Below are 16,391 nucleotides of genomic sequence, written 5' to 3' on the forward strand. Positions count from 1 at the left end.
CTGGGTAGGCGTTGTCAAGGTCTACGAGCCCTGTGCTTTTTCTTCTCACCAGCTTAGTTGGTTTATCGATACATTTTAAAACGTAAAAGATCATTCCGTATCAATGATCATGCAAAAAAGGGAATCTGCAGCCAAAACTTGCTGCACATTCCCTTTTTGCCTTGCTTCATTCGAAAACTATACGCCCATACGTCTGCGTTGATTGTTTGGTTTTTTCGTGAGCTGGCTTTTCATGCTCTGATTTTGCGCCTTTTGATTCAACGGATTATTGGCTTGTGCTTGCTCTTGTTTTTTCTCCGCCATTTTGCGCTTCATTGCCTCTTGCAGGCTGATTTTCCCTGGCTTTTGCTCAGTGGTTTCTTTTTCGTTTTGGTTTGGCTCCGTCATGCGTAGCAACTCCTCATAGAAATTGGTTATCTTCTATGTATTCTAGTGCAAGACAGGAGGAAGCGCCAGTGGGAATCTACCCGTTATTCGCCCGAAGCTGTGATAATTTTACACCGCTCGCCTGGTACTTCAAAATTTCCTCCAAAAGTTCTGCAAGGTACGCACCTGCCTCAATCGGTAGCGTGCCACCCTTATGAATATTAGAAATAACCGTACGATCTGATTCTACCGTATTGGCATCCGGTTTGTAAATCATGTAAGCACTGAGACTTTCTGCCGTTGCAAGTCCCGGTCTTTCCCCGATCAAGGAGATGACGACCTTGCATTTTACGATGGACGCGACCTGATCTTGAATCCAGACGCGACCTTTGTTAATGAACACTGGCTTTCCTACACTGATGTTTCTCATGGAAAGACCTTGGATTAACGCAGGCAGCAAGTCTGGAATCGTCGCCTCACACGCTGAGGTGCTGAGTCCGTCCGAGATGACGATTTGAACGTCTTTTCCTTTATCCCCATTCTGCTCCAGCCAACGGGCGGACTCATCCGATAGCATCCGTCCGGAGTCGAGGTTCATTAAATACTCCTCCATGCTCGTCGCTCTCGAATGGAGAACAGGAAGCTGCAAGCTCTCGATCAGTTCCGGACTGATTGTTTTCATAACCGCATCGCGAGCCGCTGCCTGATCTATACGAAATTGCAGGTAGCTACCCGTCTTCATTCGTGTACCCGCCCTACCGATTCCGATACGAGCCGGCGTTCGTTTCATCGCTTGCTCCAATGCTTCTGGATTGTTGGGGTTCTTTACCCCGCATTGCTTTTGCTCAGGAAATTCAATTACGCCCTGCCCTATTTTGGACAGCTCATCGATTACGCGCTGAACCAAGTCGTCCATATTGATCTGTTTCATCTTGCTTACCTCCCCACGCGTTAGTCAAAAATGGTTAAATCGCCTGCACGCTCTGTCAAACGACCCTTTTCCATAATGCCCATTTTTTCCAACCATTTCTCAAATTCCCGGAGAGGTCGCAGTCCCAAGAGCTCGCGGTAGCTGGCGTCATCGTGGTAGCTCGTGTCTTGGTAACTGAGCATGACATCGTCCCCACCTGGTACGCCCATATAAAAATTCGCCCCTGCCAACGTCGTCAGCATCCCTGCAATCTCCTGGTCATTCTGATCCGCATACATGTGATTCGTATAAGTCGGAGCGATTCCCATCGGCAAACCATGTAGCTTGCCCATGAACAAGTCCTCCAGATCGGCACGAATCATCTGTCTACCATCATAAAGTGTTTCTGGCCCGATAAAGCCCGAGACGTTATTGACCATAAACGGCTTCCAGTGACGGCAAAAACCGTACGTACGGGCTTCCAGCGTCTGCATATCAACGCCTTCATGGGAGTCCAACGATACTTCGGAGCCTTGCCCTGTCTCAAAATACATGACGTTTGGTCCCGACGCTGTGCCTTTTCGAAGCATCAATTCCATTGCCTCATCCAAAATCTCCTTGTTCACGCCAAACGCATCATTCGCCCGTTGTGAACCTGCCAGACTTTGGAACATCAGTGAAATAGGCGCTCCGCCGCGAAGAGCCTGCATCTGTGTCGTGATGTGAGCGAGTACGCAGTTTTGCGTTGGGATTTCCCACTTTTGCATGAAATCATGTGTCATTTTCAAGAGCTTGGTAACGCTTTCGACAGAGTCGTTATTGGGGTTAATTCCAATGACAGCGTCGCCTGATCCATATGACAAGCCTTCCTTCATCGAAGCCAAAATGCCATCGGGATCATCGATTGGGTGATTCGGCTGGCAACGGAACGCCAGTCTTCCCGGTTCGCCAATCAGTGTGTTGCAGTACGCTTGATGCTTCATTTTTTGGGAAGCCATGACTAGGTCAATGCTGGACATCAGCTTGGCCGTAGCGGAAATCATTTCACTTGTGAGTCCGCGGCTAATTCTTGTGAGCTCAGGCATTCCAGTGGAAAACGACAAGATGTACTCCCGCAGCTCCCCTACTGTCCAATTTTTAATCTCATTGTAAATAGAAAGATTGAGATCATCATAAATAATCCGCGTCACTTCGTCTTTTTCGTAAGGAATGACTGGATTTTCATATATATCACGAAGGTGCATTTCGCTTAATACGACTTTAGCCGCCATCCGCTCCAGTGCGGAATTGGCTGCTAGTTTACTCATGTGATCGCCAGACTTTTCTTCACTCGCTTTAGCCAAGACATCACGAACCGAAGTAAACTGGTAATGCTGTTTACGTACAACGCAAGCCAATTTCATCTCTAGCTTCACTCACTTTCTTTTCAACTTTCCGTAACTCTATCTCATGGAACGTAAAAAAGCGCTTCGAAACATAAGACGAAATGCTCGTCTTGGTCCAAGCGCCGTTGCTCTTCATACGATTCACTTTTTTGCGTTCATTGTTTGCCCGTAAGCACGAACTCCACTGCCGGTAGCAGTTCTTCCTCCATGACGGGTTTGACCAGATAGGCACATATCCCTTTTGCTTTGGCTTGCATGACCATGTCCTTTTGACTGTAAGCAGTCAAGAGAAGAATAGCCGCGTCCGAATGCTCTCGGATAATCCCAGTCGCTGTCAAACCGTCCATAATTGGCATTTTGACATCCATAATAATGAGATGCGGGTTCCACATTTGCGTCAATCGAACGGCCTCTTTGCCGTTTTTTCCTTCAGCTACGACGTATATCCCTGCTCTTGCAACATCTCGACCAGGTCCATACGCGTTATGGGGTCGTCGTCTATGATGATGACTCGATAATGCTGACGCAATACTCCACCTCCCGATCACCATTGAACGGATGTGCCAACTGCTCATCATTCCATGCGCAACCAACGCCGTTGTCGGTTTGTCGCATATTTCAGAATACGTTTATTATATCGATATTTTCAGGCTAATTCCAGCTTAAATCGAGCCCACGACCCTTACCTGCATTTTTACTAGTGAAGGAACGAGAAAAAATCAATGTACGATTTTCGGCTGCAGCCATTTTTGGTGAGCGCTAAAATGAAAACATAAATATGGAGGGGGAAAAGAATGATAACGGCCGAGATGAAGTCCGAGTATTATCAGGCGTTACTCGATAAAAATTCAGAATATGAAGGTGTCTTTTTTGTTGGAGTCAAGACTACTGGCGTATTCTGTCGCCCGACATGTCCAGCAAGAAAACCTAAGTTTGTTAATTGTGAGTTTTTTGATCATGCCAAACAAGCACTTCTGGCCTCATTCCGCCCGTGCCAGCGCTGCCGTCCACTTTCACATCCCAATCACGTTTCAGAGCTCGTTCGTCTGCTAGTAAACGCTATAGAAGAAAACCCCGAGCAGCGCTGGACGGAAAAAGACTTTCAAAGATTATCCGTGGATGCTGCAACAGCGCGACGCCAATTCAAAAAACGTTTTGGCATGACGTTCGTCGAATATGCAAGGGCGCGACGTATGGGGATTGCACTGAAAGAAATCAGAGAAGGAAAAACAATCATCGATGCCCAACTATCCACCGGTTACGAGTCCAGCAGTGGTTTTCGAGACGCATTTTCACGAATGATGGGGGCAGCACCTACTCTTCTTGGAGATCATCATGTCTTAAAGGCATCGTGGCTGGATACGCGACTCGGTCCCATGATAGCCATCGCGGATGAAGAAGCGCTATATCTCCTTGAATTCGTTGACCGCCGCGGCTTGGAACGAGAAGTTGAACGCCTTAAACAAAGAACGAAGTCAGCGATTATCCCTGGTTCTGCGGCGCCTATCCGTTCGATTGAACGTGAGTTAGAGGAGTATTTTGACGGAAAGCTAACACAATTTGCAACGCCTTTGTTTTTGTGCGGATCCCCTTTTCAAAGAATGGTCTGGGAGCATTTGCAAACGATTCCTCCAGGGCAAACTTCATCCTATTCCGATGTTGCAGCAGCTATCGGGAAACCAAGCGCTTTTCGTGCTGTCGCGCAAGCAAATGGTGCGAATCAGTTAGCGATTGTCATTCCTTGTCACCGGGTCATCAACTCCAATGGTGATTTGGGAGGTTACGGAGGAGGACTTTCACGCAAACGCTGGCTGCTTCATCATGAAAAAGAAACGCCCGCCCCATTTGACTCGGATTCGTGAAAAATTCGGCAAATGGATCATGGATGAATAAGCAAAGGAGTGTACAAATTGAGAGCCTTACATTCGAATAAATGGGCTGTTTTATCTGTGGTCACGCTTGTTTCGTTCATTACTAACTTAGACGCAACGATTGTGGTTATCGGTCTTCCTTCTGTTATGGAAGATTTGCGTATTCCGATCAACATTGGTATGTGGACGATTACCGCGTTCTACATCATGAGCACATTATTTTTGCTTCCCGCTGGGCGTTGGTCGGATATGCTCGGAACCAAGCGCATTTTTTTATGGGGGCTCACCTTGTTCACGATTTCCACTGCGCTTTGTGGTCTTGCTAACTCAGGCACAACACTGATCGGTGCACGGCTCCTTCAGGGAACTGGTGCCGCAATGGCAATGGCATCAGCAACACCAATCCTCATACGGACATTCTCACCCAATCAGCTCGGAATCGCTCTCGGGATTAACAACATTTCATGGGTGACTGGATCACTCATCGGTCCGGTGATCGGAGGCGCGCTTATCGGTGATTTCGGATGGCGATCCATCTTTTTTGTAGCTGTCCCCGCCGGAGTCATTGGTTTGATCGCTGGCCTCCTGGTTCTCAAAGACACGCCCCCAATCGAAAAAGGCAAGACTGACTGGCCGGGCATTTTGACCTTTGGACCAGGTTTAGTCGCTCTGCTTGTCGCACTCTCTGAGGGGCAGTCTTGGGGTTGGACATCGGTACCCACACTTAGCCTCTTTGCAACCGCTCTACTTTTATGGATAGCATTCGTACTCATCGAGCTACGTGTTCGGCATCCGCTTTTTCCTCTAAGCCTTTTCACCTATCGAAACTATTCGATTGGTCTTGGAATCACGATGAGTTATTGCATTGGTTACTTCGCCGTCACCATTCTGCTGATGCTATATCTGCAAGGGGCACATCGCTTAAGCCCTTTGGAAGCGGGATTGTTAATGATCCCATTATCGATTCCCCAACTCTTCACGGCCCCCTTTGGCGGTAAACTTGCCGACCGTTTCGGCCCCGTGCGCATGATTCTGTTAGGATCATTCCTAATAGGCCTAGCCCTTCTGCTACTTGGACAACTTGGTTCTCAGTTATCGAACATGGCTGTGATTATCCCGCTTCTTATCATATCCGCCGCCACTGGTCTGTCCTGGCCTTCGCTCGCAAAAGCAGTCCTATCTGCTGCTCCGCAAGAGCGCGCTGGCTCCGCTTCAGGTATGTTCTGGACTGTCTACGAAATGTGTAGGGCAATAAGTCAAGCTCTCTCATTGGTAGTTGTACAGCTTAGCGTCAAGTCTTCATCCGTCTTGCCGCTATTTTCCGAAACGGGAGCGGGAGAAATCGCTCAATCGAAGAGTGCCTTGATCTATGCAACGAACAACGGTTTCCGATTCTTCGCCATCTTCTTCGCTATCGCAATCGTGTTAGGTTTGTTTCTCATGAGGCCACAATTGAAGAAAGATAACTGGAAGGAGAAGAAAATAGTCCGTCAGTCTGGATGAGCTGTGCAAGCATAGAGATCATCTTCCCCACCCGTCAGGTGGCGGGAATCGACACGTTGCTAACACTCCTTCCTCGCAAAAATGCCCTCGCTTACGCAAGGGCATTTTGTTCTTACTGCGCTTTTTCGGTTATTTTTTGTCGTAGGTTATCTACGAGCTCGGACATTTTCACTCCGCCCAAAATCTCCTCCATGGCATGCTGCGCACGGGTCAAAATCAACTCCAGCACAAACTGTATATTCGCTCCCACTGGACAATCGGGATTCGGTTGCTCATGGATGTGAAAAAGTTGCCCTTCTTCCACGACATCGACTGCAAGGTAAATCTCTAGAAGTGTGATTTGATCCAATTCCTTGGCGAGAGAAGCGCCACCAGCTCCGGCACGTACGTTCACGAGCCCAGCCTTCTTCAACAGCCCCAGCACACGTCGGATCACGACTGGATTCGTATTCACACTACCTGCGATCCATTCGGAAGTGCAATGCGAATTAGAATCAATGGAAAGCAGTGATAAGATGTGGACCGCAATGGAGAAACGGCTGCTGATTTTCATACGTTGTCACCCTTTCGTTGTAATGATTATAGTTACACCCCATACGAGAAGTCAAGTTAACCATACCGTCACATTTCGTCTCGTCGAACTTTTATTCATTCTACTATAATGACTGTGTCAAGTGTTCCCGTAATCTGGAAGGAGTGTTGACAAAAATGATGCTTCCACAAATTGAAGTTACACCTGCTACAGCCTTGATAGATGTTCCCGTCCATATTACACTTAGCGGGTTTGTCCCGAATCAATTGATTACCCTTCATGCCACTCTGAAAAATGGGTTGCCGGGAGGAGATTTGACTGCATCATCACATGCTATCTTTCAAGCGGACGAAAATGGTTCGGTCGATTTGGTTTCTCAAGCCCCCTTGTTCGGTACTTATGAAGGAATTGACCCGATGGGGCTGTTCTGGTCTATGAATGTCCAGACGATGCGTTTCTATCATGCTTATTCTCTGAACGATTTTCAGTTCACCCCACGCTCCACTGAGATAGAATTAACGGCAGAAGTCTACGATAAACCCGTAGCGAAAGCAATCGTGAAACGTATTTTTGTCTCCCGCGACGTATCGATACAGAAAGTGACAGACCATGGGCTAGTCGGTCTGTATTTTTCAAAACCCCACACAGAGCAAAGACCCGCCATTGTCGTGCTAGGTGGAAGTGAAGGCGGAGTTGGTTCCTGCTCACAATTCGCTGCTTTGTTCGCCTCTCACGGCTATCCGGCACTAGCACTCGCTTACTTTCAATGCAATGATCTTCCTGACGATATTCGCCAGATCCCGATCGAATATGTTCAACGCGCCATTCATTGGCTACAGCACCAGCCCTCCGTACACCCTGATAAAATTACGTTATTCGGACGTTCCAAAGGAGCAGAATTGGCATTAGTCACAGCATCGCTCGATCAACACGTACATGCTGTTATTGCTTCGAGTCCCAGCTCTACTGTTACTATCGGGACGGATAAGGCATTCGCTGGATCAGATACGTTCTCCCCACAATCCTCTTGGTCGTTTCAAGGGGAGCCACTTCCTTTCGTGCCATGGACAGAGGAGCAGACAAAAGTCTCACAGGAGCGACTCAACGCAGGTCGACGTATCGATCACATCCATGCCGAAGCGTGGGCTGCTTGTGAGTGGTTAGAAGATGCGGAAATCCCGGTGGAAAAAATCAATGGCCCGATCCTCTTCCTCTCCTCGGATGACGATCACTGGTGGCCTGCAGCAGACCATTGCGAGCAAATGGTGCAACGACTGAAAGATAATCAGTTTGCTCATTCGTTGGTGCATTTGCGTTACGCAGATACAGGACACGGGATCCGCTTTCCTTACATACCAACTACCCGCACACAGCTCAATGGTGGTACGCCCAAAAACAACGCCTACGCATCCGAGCACTCTTGGCGTGAGGTTCTTCAGTTTTTGGAGCGGACTTTTCCAGAGTAAAAAACAGGGAAAGCCTACTCGCATGACGAAGTAGGCTTTACGATCTATCATTGGAAAGGATGTATTGCCCTATGGACTGCCTATTTTGCAAGATTGTAAACGGAGACATTCCTTCTAAAAAAGTGTATGAGGACGAGCATGTATTAGCTTTTCACGACATTAATCCTGTTGCCCCTGTACACGTCCTGATGATTCCGAAAAAGCATATTCAATCCGTTCTGGCTATCGAGCCTGAGGACAAGGAGCTGATCGGTCACCTTCATCTGTCGCTGCAAAAAGTAGCAGAAACAATGGGCGTGAACGAGGATGGCTTCCGTATCGTAACCAACATTGGCAAACACGGACAACAAACCGTCTTCCATCTGCACTACCACCTCATCGGAGGCAGACAATTGGAGTGGCAGTTCTAATCGCTATCAGCTACTGCTCTTTTTGAGAGGCAATGTGGCGGGCGATACCCTCACCGTGAAACCTACCATTTTCGATAAAAATGGCGTTTGCGTGATGGCCCGCCGCAATGACTCCCGCTATATAGAGACCTGGGATGTTCGTCGCCATCGTCTCTGGATGATAGGCTGGAATTCCCGTTTCCTCGTCAATCATAACCCCTAACGAATGAAGGAAGGTACGATCCGGACGATATCCAATCAAAGAAAACACATGGTCATTGGCAAGCGTAATGACTTCCCCCCCTGTTTTCACCCTGATAGAACGCTCCTCAATGCTCTCGACTGTTGCACCGAACAGCATGTGGATGCGTCCTTTTTTGATCAGACTCTCAAAAATAGGCCTTGTCCATGCCTTGACCTTGTCGGAAAGCTCCGTTCGTCGGCAAATCACCGTTACTTCTGCTCCTGCCCGCTCCAGCTCCATCGCCGCATCTACGGCAGAGTTGTTCCCCCCTACTACTGCTACTTTCAGCCCTGTATACGGATGTGCTTCCTTGTAGAAGGATGAAACCTTCGGCAACTCCTCGCCTGGTACATGTAGTCGATTCGGATTGTCAAAGTAACCTGTGGCGATCACCAAGTTTTTCGCTTCGTAGGTATGTGTTTTCGCGAAACGGTCCGTTGTCGTGACATGAAAGCCAGCTGGCGTCTTCTTCGCTTCCGTCACCGTTTCATATACGTTCACGCGCAATCCTTCTCGCGCTGCTACCAGTCGATAGTAATTGAGTGCCTCCTGTCTGGTCGGCTTGTCGTTCGCCGTTGCAAAAGGTACGCCCCCTATCTCCAGTAAATCCGGTGTGCTATGAAAAATCATATAGGTCGGGTAGCGATAAATCGAATGGACTAGTGACCCTTTTTCAATAATGATGGGATCAAGTCCAGCTCGCTTGCAGCCAATTGCCGCTGCCAGTCCACAAGGCCCACCGCCTACAATCAGTACGTCTTCCATTTCTCTCCGCCTCGCTTCATTCTCTCTATTCTTATTCATTCATCATATCATATCGCATTTCCAACAAAAGAGTTCGGGCACCCCTACAAGGTTTCTACCAAAATCTGACCAATGAAAGAATGGTTCGCTCTTCTTATACTGGATGTATGATGAAAAAACAAAACATACATATCTGGTTAGTCTCCTTAGCTTTTTTGGTGTACGGACTGTCTTTTGCCATAGGAGTCCCTGCATCCACAGCATCGACGAATAATTTAAAAGATATTGCAAACAGCTATGCGAAAGAGCAAATCCGTTCGCTACATGCGGCAGGTGTCATCGCAGGGGATGAAAACGGGTATTTTCACCCGACTCGCCCGGTGACGCGTGCTGAGTTTGTCGCGATGCTCACACGAACGCTCGGTATTAAACCGGTGGTCAGCAACGTCGCAGCCTATTCGGATGTCCCGAAAAACTCTTGGGCATATGGCTACGTACAAGCTGCTGCTGGACTTAACATCGCGAACGGCGTCGGGCCTACTACTTTTGCTCCGAAACGAACGATCTCTCGCGAAGAGGCCGCTGCGTTTCTCGTACGCGCACTGGAACAGAGCAACTCACCTTCTTACCAGTTGCCTGTGAAGGATGCCAATGCAATTTCCAGCTGGGCACGTGCCTCAGTCAGCCACGCCATGCAGAAAAAATGGTTGGTTGGTTACAATGGCTACTTCCGCCCGACTCAAGCACTATCGAGAGAAGAAACGGCTGTTATTTTGCATCGAATTCAGGAGAATCTGAAGAAGCAAAACGTTACAGCAAAACCGCTTGTCTCTCTTGGATGGCAATACCAATCCACGACAGAGGAGTTCATTGCACAAGTCAAGAAAAGCGGAGTCAACACGCTGTCGCCGCGTTGGTACTTCCTGCAAAAAGACGGAACGATAAGCGACGTAACGGATGCTTCACTCGTCCATTGGGCTCATGCGAATGGTAAGCAAGTGTGGCCGCTATTTGGGAATAAATTCGATTCCGAGGCTACCCACAACATGCTGTCCGATCCCAATAAACGAAAAGCAGTCGTGCAAAAGCTTTCTTCATTCATTGATAAGTACCAGCTAGATGGGATTAACATCGATTTTGAAGGGTTCTCCCCTGCGGATCGCAACAACTTCACCTTGTTTATCCAGGAGCTTGCCACTGCTCTTCACGCAAAAGGTGCTGTCCTATCTGTAGATATTCCGCCAGATGGTGATTCAGATTGGAGCGATCCTTTTGATTTTGCTAAATTAGCAAAGCATGCGGATTATTTGGTAGTAATGGCCTATGAAGAGCATTGGGTAGGCGGGTCAAAAGCAGGCTCTGTAGCATCCTTGCCTTGGTTTACGAAAGTCATTACCGACCTGCTTGACGAGGTTCCGACCCAAAAGCTGATCGTTGGAATGCCTCTTTACACACGCGACTGGTTCCAATCGAATGGGTCATTGAAATCGACAGATATCAGCATCCCCGAGTCTTACCAGTTGCTCTCGCAATACCGAGCAAAAACGGTGTGGGATGATAAAGTTGGACAATACCGTTCGACGTATCAAAAGCAAGGCGTCACACACACGATTTGGCTAGAAGAAAGCCGTTCGATTGGGCTGAAAGCTCAGGCTAGTCTGCAATGGCAAATTGGTGGGCTGGCGTACTGGTACATTGGCTCTGAATCAACTGATATGTGGACAGCCATTGCCAATTCGATAACCCTTAAACATGCACGTGAAAAACTGTAAGAATCATGAAAAGAAGCGCCCTCGTCCGGCTACAGCCGTGGCAGAGGCGCTTCTTTTTGTTTAAGCTAGGCAATTCTCAATAGCCGTTTCTCTTTCCAGTCACAGACCCGCTGCGTCCGGCGTAATAAATTTAGTTTCCAACTTCGATTATTTGGAGCGGTATAACTGGCCGCATGCCGCGTTAATGTCCGATCCGAATTGAGTTCGGACCGTGATGCTAATACCCTTTGACTTCAAGATCCGAACAAACGCTTTCATCCGCTTAGAATCAGATTGCCGATAGCTGTCTGGCGTAACATCGGTCGAATTGAATGGAATCAGGTTAACGTGGTAGAGATGTTCCCCAGGTCCCCTTCCTCTTAACAACTCAGCAACTGCTTCCGCATGCGCCGTCGAATCGTTGACTCCTCGAAGAAGAATATACGCAATATACACCTTTCTCCCTGTATGCTGGATATGATGATCCAATGCCTTCAGCACGTCGCGGACTGGGAATCGGTCGTTGATCGGCATCAACTCACTTCTCTGATCGTCAAACGGCGAATGCAGCGAGAAGGTTAGATTGACCTGCGGAAACTCCCGTGTCAGCTTGTCGATCCCCGGCAACAGGCCGATGGTGGAAATCGTAATTCGTCGATGTCCTAAACCAAAGAGATGCGGGTCGGTCAAAATCGTCATTGCATCAAAAATATGCGGGTTGGCAAGAGCCTCCCCCATGCCCATGAACGAGACGCTGTCCAAGGCGTGGCCGTTCAAGCGAAAGTGTAGCAATTGGTCTGTAATTTCGTCGGCGGTCATATTTCGTTTCAGACCGATGGTACCGGTGGCGCAAAACCTACATCCGAATCCGCAGCCACACTGCGTGGAAATACAATACGATTTCCACCCCCGCTCATAAGTAAGTCGTACAGCCTCCACGTGTTCATCGCCCGCGATAGCAAACAGCACCTTGCTGACCTGTTTCGATGTGAGTTCCTTTACCGGAACGATGCTGCAGACGTTAGGACCAAGAATCCGAGTCAACTCGTCACGCAAAAATTTGGGCAGTATGGTCATCCGTTCGTATTCGCCGACGTTTTGCTTGAAAATTGCGTCCATAATCTGAGCATACCGATACTCCGGCTGCTTGAAGTCGGACAATATTTGCCGAATCATTTCATATTTCGAAGTTAGTCTCATGTCTTCTCCTTACCGCCGGAGAAAACGTAAAAAAGCAACCGTCAGTTGGCACTTTGACACGTCATTAACCAACTATACAAAAAAAGCACATACGTTTGCAGATGGATCGCTATGTGCACCTGTCGATAGATTGGTAAACCTCCGGCAACCGATTTGTTTTTTTGTGAACCGCTTCACCTAACAGGAACCGGTTCACACAATCATCTACAACGTCAATCTCCATCGTTTTCACCCTCCTAGAAATGGTTTTCTTTCAGTTCCACACATGCAAATGAACACGCTCGCAGAGGCTTTTCACTTGCATTCTCAAAGATGTTGTCGTAACTGCCATCATAGGCAAACGTCAGGTTCGTTACCTTGATCAATGACATGTCGGTAACCTCCTTTGTCAAAATAAAAAGAGCTACAAGAAAGTTACCTTTCTTGTAGCTCAAAAAAATACGGCAAATCCAGCCCCGTTTAAGGAATGAAAAGGGTATATTTTCTGAGTGAAAAGAATAAGGTAACTTTCTTGCCAATGAAGAACAAAACAAACTCTGCTTTATTCTTCAAAAAAGTGGCAAGAAATTTTACATTATCCTCTTCAACTCCAATCGTTAAGTGTCAGCACGATCTTAACATACCCCGCTTATACATTGCAACATCCTAAAATTACAACCCAAAAATCATGGATTTCCCCCTCCACATTCATACTGAAAAAAGAGCAGAAGGAGGAGAGAATCGTGTCACGAGGAAGCAATCCAAGGTCTCACTTTTACGAAAAATTTCCACTCAGCAACTACCAAGCTCCGCAGCTTGCCGACTCGTTACCTTGTGTCAGCGATCTCGAACGGTCTCAGTATTATTTGACCATCCCCAGCTTTCTATTGGTCGTTCCTCATTACCACTGCTTTTAGTCTCTTGCATAGTTGGGATGACTTGTCCTTCTTCGTCGTGCTTCGGAAGGTTGTCCTGCGAGTTTTTCGATAAATTCATGGTTCTCCCCCTCCATTCCTCTTTCCTTCACGCATGTTTTGTTAATGTGCCCGTAGAACGGGAAAGACATTCAAAAGTCTTGCACCGTGCATGTAATTAGATAAACAAAAAAACTGCCACCTCTCTCGTATCACGTACAAGAAGAAATGGCAGTTTTCTTTTCACTCTTCGCTTATCCGACTTGTTGGAGCAACTTTCCCCGCAGTTTTGCGAGCATGTCCTCAGTCATTTTGTCTAGGTCGTACTCCGCTTTGAAGCCCCACTCTTGCATAGCAGCCGTAGCATCAATGGAGTTCGGCCAGCTGTCGGCGATCGCCTGACGAACAGGGTCCACTTCATAGGAGAGCGTAAACTCAGGAATGTGTTTACGAATAGCTGCTGCTACATCCTCTGGCTCAATGCTCATCGCAGTCACGTTGAACGCATTGCGGTGAATGAGCTTGGAGGCGTCTGCTTCCATCAGGGAAACAATCGCATTCAGCGCATCCGGCATATACATCATATCCATGTACGTGCCTTTGCCGATGTAGGACGTATAAGCTCCGTGCTGGATCGCCTTGTAGTAAATGTCTACGGCGTAGTCGGTCGTACCACCACCCGGAGGCGCTACATATGAGATCAGACCTGGGAAGCGTACGCCACGCGTATCTACCCCAAATTTTTGATAGTAGTAATCACAGAGCAACTCACCGGATACTTTGTTTACACCATACATGGTCGTAGGGCGTTGAATCGTGTCCTGCGGCGTGTTGTCCTTTGGTGTAGTCGGACCAAAAGCACCAATCGAGCTCGGCGTAAAGAACTGGCAGTTCAACTCACGTGCTGCTTCCAGCGCATTTACCAGACCGCCCATATTCAGGTTCCATGCTAAGAGAGGCTTTGCTTCAGCTGTTGCAGACAACAGGGCAGCCAAATGCATGATCGTATCCACGCCATGTTTCTTCGCCAGCTCAAACATCCGGTTCCCGTCGGTGACATCAAGAACTTCGAATGGACCCGATTGCACGACAGGATCGTCTTCGTTTCTCCGGATATCTGTGGCGATGACTTGATCCGCTCCGTAAATATCGCGTAATTTCATGATGAGCTCGGAACCAATTTGTCCTAACGCCCCGGTTACCAGAATTTTTTTCATTTCAGGATCCCCATTTCTTTCCCAACTTTTTCGTAGATGCTAAGGGCACGATCCAACATTTCTTTGCTATGTGCTGCTGTTGGCATATTCCGTACACGGCCCGTTCCTTTTGGTACAGTCGGGAACACGATCGCTTTCGCGTACACGCCCTCTTCATACAGTCGCTTGCTGAATTCCTGAGTCTGCTGTTCGTCTCCGATAATGCAAGGAGTGATAGGCGTTTCGCTCTCCCCGATATTGAAGCCTAGTTCTTTCAAGCCTTTTTTGAGGTAATGTCCGTTATCCCACAGCTTGTCGTGCAGCTCAGTGCTGTTCATCAAAATATCGATAGCCGCAATGGATGCAGCCACATCAGCTGGAGTCAGCGAAGTCGAGAACAGGAAAGGTCTGCTGCGGACTTTGAGCCAATCGATCAGCTCTTGGCGTCCCGCTACATAACCGCCAACTACCCCAATTGCTTTGGAAAGTGTACCGATTTGGAAGTCGATTTTATCAGACAGGCCAAAATGCTTAACTGTTCCTGCCCCTTTGCCGAGAACACCAGAGCCGTGGGCATCGTCTACATACGTAATCAAGTCATATTCTTCGGCTACCTCTACGATTTCCGGCAGCTTGGCAACATCGCCATCCATCGAAAATACACCGTCAGTAATGACCATCAACTTTTTATATTTGCCGGATTCTTTCGCTTCCTTCGCTTTTGCACGCAAGTCATCGATATCGGAGTGATTCACACGGATAATTTGTGCACGAGACAGACGGCATCCATCAATAATGGAAGCGTGGTTCAACTCGTCAGAAAGAATCGCATCGTCCTTGTCCATGACAGCAGAGATCGCAGCCATGTTGCAGTTAAAGCCCGATTGGTAAGCAATAGCTGCTTCCGTGTGCTTGAAGGCAGCGAGCTTTTCTTCCAGCTTCACATGCAAGTCCAAGGTACCATTAATGGTACGTACAGCCCCTGCCCCAACACCGTATTTGCTTGCTGCTGCAATTGCAGCGTCCACAAGGCGTTGATCAGTAGCCAAGCCCAGATAGTTATTGGAGGAGAGGTTGATCAGTTCTTTTCCTGCAATCGTAATAACAGGACCGTTCGCGCTTTGCAAAGGGTCAATGACGTTGTACAGTCCCTTGCTCTTCAAATCTGTCAGATTTTCATGTAAAAAATGTTCAAGTGTTTTGCTCGCCAACGAGAATCCCTCCATTATTCAGCCACCGATTAGTAAGTTCCACAAAAACAATTGTTCACGCTGTATGGACATATCATTGTGATAAAATTCGCATAAAATCAACTTAATCTACAGACAGTTTACCACCATTTACTTAAAACGTCCACATCACAAAGACATATTGTTAACGCTTTCAATCATTTTCCTTTCGATGATGTCATCTCTCCTACTTTCTCCTTTTGTCGTAATTCGTAGACTCCTGAAAATGAAAAAACCACTCTCTTGCTTCATGTGAGCAGATCGTGGCCTTTTCCTCATTTTTTTGCCTTTTGTGATTTTAAGATACCAGGCTTGGTGTCTATCGTACGCACAAAACCGTTCGTTTCGAAGCGATGCGTCATCAGAGCCTCTACTGGTCTGCCATTTTGAAAATGCTCTTCCACTAAGAGCTGTGCATCTTCTGGCGTCACGTTTTCATACCAAATTCCTTCGGGGTACACGATCATCACGCATGCGTCCTCACAACGTCCGTTGCAACGCGTGCGGGTTGTATGTACATAGTCATCCAAACCTGCGTTGGTAATCGCTTCGCGTACCGCTACCGTAACCTCTTCGCCACCCTTGCGCATACAGCTTCCGCCATTACAGATCAACACATGATGCTTTGTCTGAGATAAGTCCCATGTTGCCACTACAAATCCTCTCCGTTCTTGTCCAACATCCATCCATACTCCCCATCATGACGGTTTCT

At 47.7% G+C, this 16,391-nt stretch carries 17 protein-coding genes; 5 read left to right on the plus strand and 12 right to left on the minus strand.

Annotation, left to right across the window (positions count from 1 at the left end):
• Nucleotides 1-177: 177 nt before the first annotated feature.
• From ACQ5DJ_RS27425 to ACQ5DJ_RS27440, 4 genes are all read right to left on the minus strand, one after another.
• Nucleotides 178-387, minus strand: a complete 210-nt coding sequence (locus tag ACQ5DJ_RS27425) for a hypothetical protein (RefSeq protein WP_429845201.1) — start codon at nucleotides 385-387, stop codon at nucleotides 178-180.
• A gap of 76 nt (nucleotides 388-463) precedes the next feature.
• Nucleotides 464-1,297: an ethanolamine ammonia-lyase subunit EutC gene (gene eutC, locus ACQ5DJ_RS27430; RefSeq protein ID WP_429845202.1), complete on the minus strand. Its 834-nt coding sequence runs from the start codon at nucleotides 1,295-1,297 to the stop codon at nucleotides 464-466.
• A 20-nt stretch (nucleotides 1,298-1,317) separates the two neighbouring features.
• On the minus strand, nucleotides 1,318-2,679 hold the full coding sequence (locus ACQ5DJ_RS27435) for an ethanolamine ammonia-lyase subunit EutB (protein WP_429845203.1): 1,362 nt from the start codon (nucleotides 2,677-2,679) through the stop codon (nucleotides 1,318-1,320).
• A 137-nt stretch (nucleotides 2,680-2,816) separates the two neighbouring features.
• A complete protein-coding gene (locus ACQ5DJ_RS27440) occupies nucleotides 2,817-3,239 on the minus strand; it encodes a response regulator (RefSeq protein WP_429845204.1) in 423 nt (140 codons plus the stop codon).
• Nucleotides 3,240-3,455: 216 nt separating this feature from the next.
• Between ACQ5DJ_RS27440 and ACQ5DJ_RS27445 the strand changes: the two genes are divergently transcribed.
• Together ACQ5DJ_RS27445 and ACQ5DJ_RS27450 are read left to right on the plus strand one after the other, a co-directional pair.
• On the plus strand, nucleotides 3,456-4,523 hold the full coding sequence (locus ACQ5DJ_RS27445; protein ID WP_429845205.1) for a bifunctional transcriptional activator/DNA repair enzyme AdaA: 1,068 nt from the start codon (nucleotides 3,456-3,458) through the stop codon (nucleotides 4,521-4,523).
• 39 nt (nucleotides 4,524-4,562) lie between these two features.
• On the plus strand, nucleotides 4,563-6,035 hold the full coding sequence (locus ACQ5DJ_RS27450) for an MFS transporter (protein ID WP_429845206.1): 1,473 nt from the start codon (nucleotides 4,563-4,565) through the stop codon (nucleotides 6,033-6,035).
• A 112-nt stretch (nucleotides 6,036-6,147) separates the two neighbouring features.
• Here the strand turns inward: ACQ5DJ_RS27450 and ACQ5DJ_RS27455 are convergent, their stop codons facing one another.
• Complete coding sequence (locus ACQ5DJ_RS27455; protein ID WP_429845207.1) at nucleotides 6,148-6,588, minus strand: Rrf2 family transcriptional regulator; 441 nt, start codon at nucleotides 6,586-6,588, stop codon at nucleotides 6,148-6,150.
• A gap of 155 nt (nucleotides 6,589-6,743) precedes the next feature.
• Between ACQ5DJ_RS27455 and ACQ5DJ_RS27460 the strand changes: the two genes are divergently transcribed.
• Both ACQ5DJ_RS27460 and ACQ5DJ_RS27465 read left to right on the plus strand, forming a co-directional pair.
• Nucleotides 6,744-8,033, plus strand: coding sequence for an acyl-CoA thioesterase/bile acid-CoA:amino acid N-acyltransferase family protein (locus ACQ5DJ_RS27460; RefSeq protein WP_429845208.1), 1,290 nt, complete (start codon nucleotides 6,744-6,746; stop codon nucleotides 8,031-8,033).
• Between the two features lie 71 nt (nucleotides 8,034-8,104).
• Nucleotides 8,105-8,443 carry a histidine triad nucleotide-binding protein gene (locus ACQ5DJ_RS27465; protein ID WP_007727375.1) on the plus strand — a complete coding sequence of 113 codons (339 nt, stop codon included), beginning with the start codon at nucleotides 8,105-8,107 and terminating at the stop codon, nucleotides 8,441-8,443.
• A 10-nt stretch (nucleotides 8,444-8,453) separates the two neighbouring features.
• Here the strand turns inward: ACQ5DJ_RS27465 and ACQ5DJ_RS27470 are convergent, their stop codons facing one another.
• The gene (locus ACQ5DJ_RS27470) at nucleotides 8,454-9,431 is read right to left on the minus strand and encodes a YpdA family putative bacillithiol disulfide reductase (protein ID WP_429845209.1); all 978 of its coding nucleotides are present in this window, start codon (nucleotides 9,429-9,431) and stop codon (nucleotides 8,454-8,456) included.
• A gap of 146 nt (nucleotides 9,432-9,577) precedes the next feature.
• Between ACQ5DJ_RS27470 and ACQ5DJ_RS27475 the strand changes: the two genes are divergently transcribed.
• The gene (locus tag ACQ5DJ_RS27475) at nucleotides 9,578-11,182 is read left to right on the plus strand and encodes a glycosyl hydrolase family 18 protein (protein WP_429845210.1); all 1,605 of its coding nucleotides are present in this window, start codon (nucleotides 9,578-9,580) and stop codon (nucleotides 11,180-11,182) included.
• Between the two features lie 147 nt (nucleotides 11,183-11,329).
• Here ACQ5DJ_RS27475 and ACQ5DJ_RS27480 read toward each other — a convergent pair whose 3' ends face one another.
• The 6 genes from ACQ5DJ_RS27480 to ACQ5DJ_RS27505 all read right to left on the minus strand — a co-directional run bounded on the left by ACQ5DJ_RS27480 (nucleotide 11,330) and on the right by ACQ5DJ_RS27505 (nucleotide 16,332).
• Nucleotides 11,330-12,361 (minus strand): Cfr family 23S rRNA (adenine(2503)-C(8))-methyltransferase, encoded by a 1,032-nt coding sequence (locus ACQ5DJ_RS27480; RefSeq protein ID WP_429845211.1) that lies wholly within the window; start codon nucleotides 12,359-12,361, stop codon nucleotides 11,330-11,332.
• 236 nt (nucleotides 12,362-12,597) lie between these two features.
• The gene (locus ACQ5DJ_RS27485) at nucleotides 12,598-12,732 is read right to left on the minus strand and encodes a hypothetical protein (protein WP_429845234.1); all 135 of its coding nucleotides are present in this window, start codon (nucleotides 12,730-12,732) and stop codon (nucleotides 12,598-12,600) included.
• A 445-nt stretch (nucleotides 12,733-13,177) separates the two neighbouring features.
• On the minus strand, nucleotides 13,178-13,336 hold the full coding sequence (locus ACQ5DJ_RS27490) for a hypothetical protein (RefSeq protein WP_429845212.1): 159 nt from the start codon (nucleotides 13,334-13,336) through the stop codon (nucleotides 13,178-13,180).
• 172 nt (nucleotides 13,337-13,508) lie between these two features.
• The gene (locus ACQ5DJ_RS27495; RefSeq protein ID WP_429845213.1) at nucleotides 13,509-14,471 is read right to left on the minus strand and encodes an L-threonine 3-dehydrogenase; all 963 of its coding nucleotides are present in this window, start codon (nucleotides 14,469-14,471) and stop codon (nucleotides 13,509-13,511) included.
• The gene (locus ACQ5DJ_RS27500; RefSeq protein WP_429845214.1) at nucleotides 14,468-15,661 is read right to left on the minus strand and encodes a glycine C-acetyltransferase; all 1,194 of its coding nucleotides are present in this window, start codon (nucleotides 15,659-15,661) and stop codon (nucleotides 14,468-14,470) included. Before ACQ5DJ_RS27500 ends, ACQ5DJ_RS27495 begins: the two co-directional genes overlap by 4 nt.
• Before the next feature lie 293 nt (nucleotides 15,662-15,954).
• Complete coding sequence (locus ACQ5DJ_RS27505; RefSeq protein ID WP_429845215.1) at nucleotides 15,955-16,332, minus strand: (2Fe-2S) ferredoxin domain-containing protein; 378 nt, start codon at nucleotides 16,330-16,332, stop codon at nucleotides 15,955-15,957.
• Between the last annotated feature and the right edge of the window lie 59 nt (nucleotides 16,333-16,391).

This window comes from Brevibacillus sp. FIR094, assembly GCF_050477165.1.
Taxonomy (GTDB): domain Bacteria; phylum Bacillota; class Bacilli; order Brevibacillales; family Brevibacillaceae; genus Brevibacillus.

Bases quoted from the DNA above. Each gene is read 5' to 3' on its own strand.
- ACQ5DJ_RS27440 (WP_429845204.1), bottom strand. From the start codon at position 3,239: ATGATGAGCAGTTGGCACATCCGTTCAATGGTGATCGGGAGGTGGAGT.
- ACQ5DJ_RS27435 (WP_429845203.1), bottom strand. From the start codon at position 2,679: ATGAAATTGGCTTGCGTTGTACGTAAACAGCATTACCAGTTTACTTCG.
- ACQ5DJ_RS27480 (WP_429845211.1), bottom strand. From the start codon at position 12,361: ATGAGACTAACTTCGAAATATGAAATGATTCGGCAAATATTGTCCGAC.
- ACQ5DJ_RS27425 (WP_429845201.1), bottom strand. From the start codon at position 387: ATGACGGAGCCAAACCAAAACGAAAAAGAAACCACTGAGCAAAAGCCA.
- ACQ5DJ_RS27495 (WP_429845213.1), bottom strand. From the start codon at position 14,471: ATGAAAAAAATTCTGGTAACCGGGGCGTTAGGACAAATTGGTTCCGAG.
- eutC (WP_429845202.1), bottom strand. From the start codon at position 1,297: ATGAAACAGATCAATATGGACGACTTGGTTCAGCGCGTAATCGATGAG.
- ACQ5DJ_RS27445 (WP_429845205.1), top strand. From the start codon at position 3,456: ATGATAACGGCCGAGATGAAGTCCGAGTATTATCAGGCGTTACTCGAT.
- ACQ5DJ_RS27455 (WP_429845207.1), bottom strand. From the start codon at position 6,588: ATGAAAATCAGCAGCCGTTTCTCCATTGCGGTCCACATCTTATCACTG.
- ACQ5DJ_RS27465 (WP_007727375.1), top strand. From the start codon at position 8,105: ATGGACTGCCTATTTTGCAAGATTGTAAACGGAGACATTCCTTCTAAA.
- ACQ5DJ_RS27490 (WP_429845212.1), bottom strand. From the start codon at position 13,336: ATGAATTTATCGAAAAACTCGCAGGACAACCTTCCGAAGCACGACGAA.
- ACQ5DJ_RS27470 (WP_429845209.1), bottom strand. From the start codon at position 9,431: ATGGAAGACGTACTGATTGTAGGCGGTGGGCCTTGTGGACTGGCAGCG.
- ACQ5DJ_RS27475 (WP_429845210.1), top strand. From the start codon at position 9,578: ATGATGAAAAAACAAAACATACATATCTGGTTAGTCTCCTTAGCTTTT.
- ACQ5DJ_RS27485 (WP_429845234.1), bottom strand. From the start codon at position 12,732: ATGTCATTGATCAAGGTAACGAACCTGACGTTTGCCTATGATGGCAGT.
- ACQ5DJ_RS27460 (WP_429845208.1), top strand. From the start codon at position 6,744: ATGATGCTTCCACAAATTGAAGTTACACCTGCTACAGCCTTGATAGAT.